Origin of the sequence: Pseudomonas sp. NFACC13-1 (assembly GCF_900104425.1) — a bacterium.
Classification (GTDB): domain Bacteria; phylum Pseudomonadota; class Gammaproteobacteria; order Pseudomonadales; family Pseudomonadaceae; genus Aquipseudomonas; species Aquipseudomonas fluorescens_AA.
Genome location: NZ_FMXV01000065.1, coordinates 1 through 2,978, shown reverse-complemented (window position 1 = coordinate 2,978; position 2,978 = coordinate 1). Strand labels below are relative to the sequence as shown.

The window sequence follows — 2,978 nt, the reverse complement described above, 5'->3', positions numbered from 1 at the left end:
TTTCCCCATGTGAGAGTAGGTCATCGTCAAGATTAAATTCCGAAACCCCTATCTGCTGACGCAGGTAGGGGTTTTGTTTTGCCCGCAGGAAAGTCATTTTGTGTTTCTATGCAACTGTCTTGCGCATGGCTATCATGCGGGCCTCATTATCAGGGCGCAGTCCGCATGCTCACGTTGCTAAAACTTCTGAAGGATGGCCGCTTTCATTCGGGGCAAGCCCTGGGTGCTGCACTGGGTATCAGTCGTAGTGCTGTATGGAAGCAGTTGCAGCACTTGGAGGCGGATTTAGGATTGTCTGTTCATAAAGTTCGAGGTAGGGGCTATCAGTTGGCTAAGCCCCTGCTACTTTTGGATGCGACACAGATCTGCACAAAAGGCCTTCATGAGTGGCCTGTCCATATATTCGACTCTATCGATTCCACTAACGCCGAGGCGCTGCGTTTCATCGAGCGCGGAGACGCGGCGCCATTCGTGGTTTTGGCTGAGCGACAGACAGCCGGTCGTGGTCGTCGTGGCCGTAAGTGGGTCAGCCCATTTGCCGAAAATCTCTACCACAGCCTGGTGTTACGCATTAGCGGTGGCATGCGACAAATCGAAGGTCTGAGCTTGGTTGTCGGGCTCGCGGTCATGCACGTCTTGCGTGATATGGGGATCGCGGCGGCGGGGCTGAAATGGCCTAATGATGTCTTGGTGGGTGAGAAAAAGATCGCGGGCATTTTGCTTGAATTGGTTGGAGATCCTGCAGACGTTTGCCATGTTGTCCTGGGCGTAGGGATCAATGTGAATATGCAATCGACTGATGAGGTCGACCAGCAATGGACATCCATGTGCCTTGAAGCGGGCAGGGATTTTGATCGAAATGAGCTGGTGGCCCGATTGGGGGTGAAGCTGCAGCAATATCTGGAGCTTCATCGCATATCGGGGTTTGCTGCGATCCAGTCGGAATGGGAGCAATACCATCTTTGGCGGGGGCGGGCTGTGTCTCTGATTGCCGGTGTTAATAAAATTGACGGCATTGTGCTGGGCATTGATCACCAGGGTGCGCTGCGTTTGAAGGTGGATGGTGTGGAAAAAAACTTTAGCGGTGGTGAGCTCAGTTTGAGGTTGCGTGATGATTCTTGAGCTCGACTGCGGCAACAGCTTTATCAAATGGCGCGTTCTGCGCCCTGATGGAATAACGCCGGTCGAAGGTGGTGTGGTCGGCTCTGACGACGATTTGCTCGCGAGCCTGAATGACGCGAAGAAGTTCCAGCTCAAGAAGTGTCGTCTTGTGAGTGTGAGGACCCAGGCGGAGACGGATTCATTGGTCGCTTCGCTGGTCGATGTGTTCGGGGTATCGGTAGTTCGTGCCGTGCCTGCCCGGGAAATGGCGGGTGTGAGAAACGGCTACGAGGACTACGAGCGGCTAGGCCTCGATCGATGGTTGGCCCTGCTTGGTGGTTTTCATCTCGCTTCGGGGGCGTGCCTGGTGCTGGATTTTGGTACTGCTGTCACAGCCGATTTCGTGGCCGCGGATGGTGGGCATCTGGGAGGGTTCATTTGTCCTGGCATGCCTCTGATGCGTAATCAATTGCGTACCCACACGCGGAAAATTCGTTATGACGATATAGCGGCCGAGCGGGCCCATGAGAGCCTCGCTCCAGGTCGTGCGACTGTCGAGGCGGTCGAGCGCGGTTGCATGCTGATGCTCAGGGGATTCGTCCTGACTCAACTTGAATTGGCGGAGCAATATTGGGGAAAGGATTTCGTGGTGTTTCTTACTGGGGGGGATGCCAATCTGGTTTCCGGGGTCGTTCCAGATGCCAGGGTGGTACCTGACCTGGTTTTCGTCGGTTTGGCGATGGCCTGTCCTTTGTCTTGAGGTTTCTATGCGGTGGCTGTTTCTGTTGTTGCTGGTTTTGAATGTCTTCTACTACATCTGGCATCAGCAGGAGGCCCCGCTTCGCGCCAAGGATGTCACGCCGTTGAGCTTATATCGCGGGTCGCAACAGGATATTCATCTCTTGAGCGAAACGGCGGATGCCCTTGTCAGGCGCGATTCGGCCAAGTCTGCTGAGGTGCCCAAAACTTGTGTCTATCTGGGTGGTTTTGCTCGTCCGGAGCTGGCCAGGCAGCTGGAGCAGCGCCTGGCAGCTTTGGGTGTCGTAGGTCGCTCTGTGGTATCGAACGCGCAAAATCTCTCAGAGGGAGGGGGGTTCTGGGTTCAGGTACCCCAGGAAGGCGCGGGAAAGGTGAGTGAAACGCTGCTCCAAAACCTTTCTAAAGAATTCAATGAGTTAAAACATAAAATAATGCCATGCGAAGGGGTTGCACCCGTAGGGTAGTTTGCATAGAATGGCGCCCGCTTCGCAGCGAAGACCTTTAAAGGTAAGCGATACGAAGCGACGTCAACGCAGCTAACCTCAGGTTTTTAATGAGAAAATGCTTGACAGAAGGCTGGCATGATATAGAATGCCGGCTCGCTTAGGAGGGGTTCCCGAGCGGCCAAAGGGATCAGACTGTAAATCTGACGTCTACGACTTCGAAGGTTCGAATCCTTCCCCCTCCACCATTTTTAGCGTGAGCTGCAAGCTCCGCGGGTATAGTTTAGTGGTAGAACCTCAGCCTTCCAAGCTGATGATGCGGGTTCGATTCCCGCTACCCGCTCCAAGTTTGCAGGTTGTGCAAAGTGTTTTGCTCTTGTAGCTCAGTTGGTAGAGCACACCCTTGGTAAGGGTGAGGTCAGCGGTTCAAATCCGCTCAAGAGCTCCATATTACAAGGCAGATATGCAAATATCTGCCTTTGTTTTAATGGCTTGTGTGACTCGCTAAATTCTTCTCCTAGGGGTGATTTCGATGGCTAAGGAAAAGTTCGAACGTAATAAGCCGCACGTCAACGTCGGTACCATCGGTCACGTTGACCACGGTAAAACCACGCTGACCGCTGCTCTGACCCGTGTCTGCTCCGAAGTTTTCGGTTCGGCCAAGGTTGACTTCGA

General features: G+C 53.7%; 4 protein-coding genes and 3 tRNA genes. All 7 read left to right on the top strand.

Annotation, left to right across the window (positions count from 1 at the left end; translation table 11 throughout):
- The first annotated feature begins 165 nt into the window (after positions 1-165).
- Complete coding sequence (gene birA / locus BLQ55_RS31025; protein ID WP_092259527.1) at positions 166-1,122, top strand: bifunctional biotin--[acetyl-CoA-carboxylase] ligase/biotin operon repressor BirA; 957 nt, start codon at positions 166-168, stop codon at positions 1,120-1,122.
- The gene (locus BLQ55_RS31020) at positions 1,112-1,861 is read left to right on the top strand and encodes a pantothenate kinase (RefSeq protein WP_092259524.1); all 750 of its coding nucleotides are present in this window, start codon (positions 1,112-1,114) and stop codon (positions 1,859-1,861) included. The genes birA and BLQ55_RS31020 overlap by 11 nt, the downstream gene beginning before the upstream one ends.
- Positions 1,862-1,868: 7 nt before the next feature.
- Positions 1,869-2,324 (top strand): hypothetical protein, encoded by a 456-nt coding sequence (locus BLQ55_RS31015; protein WP_092205603.1) that lies wholly within the window; start codon positions 1,869-1,871, stop codon positions 2,322-2,324.
- Between the two features lie 142 nt (positions 2,325-2,466).
- Positions 2,467-2,551: transfer RNA gene (locus BLQ55_RS31010), tRNA-Tyr, on the top strand.
- Positions 2,552-2,575: 24 nt separating this feature from the next.
- A tRNA-Gly gene (locus BLQ55_RS31005) sits at positions 2,576-2,649 on the top strand.
- 26 nt (positions 2,650-2,675) lie between these two features.
- A tRNA-Thr gene (locus BLQ55_RS31000) sits at positions 2,676-2,751 on the top strand.
- 84 nt (positions 2,752-2,835) lie between these two features.
- On the top strand, positions 2,836-2,978 hold a 143-nt coding region (locus BLQ55_RS30995), incomplete at its 3' end, for a GTP-binding protein (RefSeq protein WP_256326681.1).

Excerpts from the sequence above, each read along its gene's own strand:
- birA (WP_092259527.1), top strand. The coding sequence starts at position 166 with ATGCTCACGTTGCTAAAACTTCTGAAGGATGGCCGCTTTCATTCGGGG.
- BLQ55_RS31020 (WP_092259524.1), top strand. The coding sequence starts at position 1,112 with ATGATTCTTGAGCTCGACTGCGGCAACAGCTTTATCAAATGGCGCGTT.
- BLQ55_RS31015 (WP_092205603.1), top strand. The coding sequence starts at position 1,869 with ATGCGGTGGCTGTTTCTGTTGTTGCTGGTTTTGAATGTCTTCTACTAC.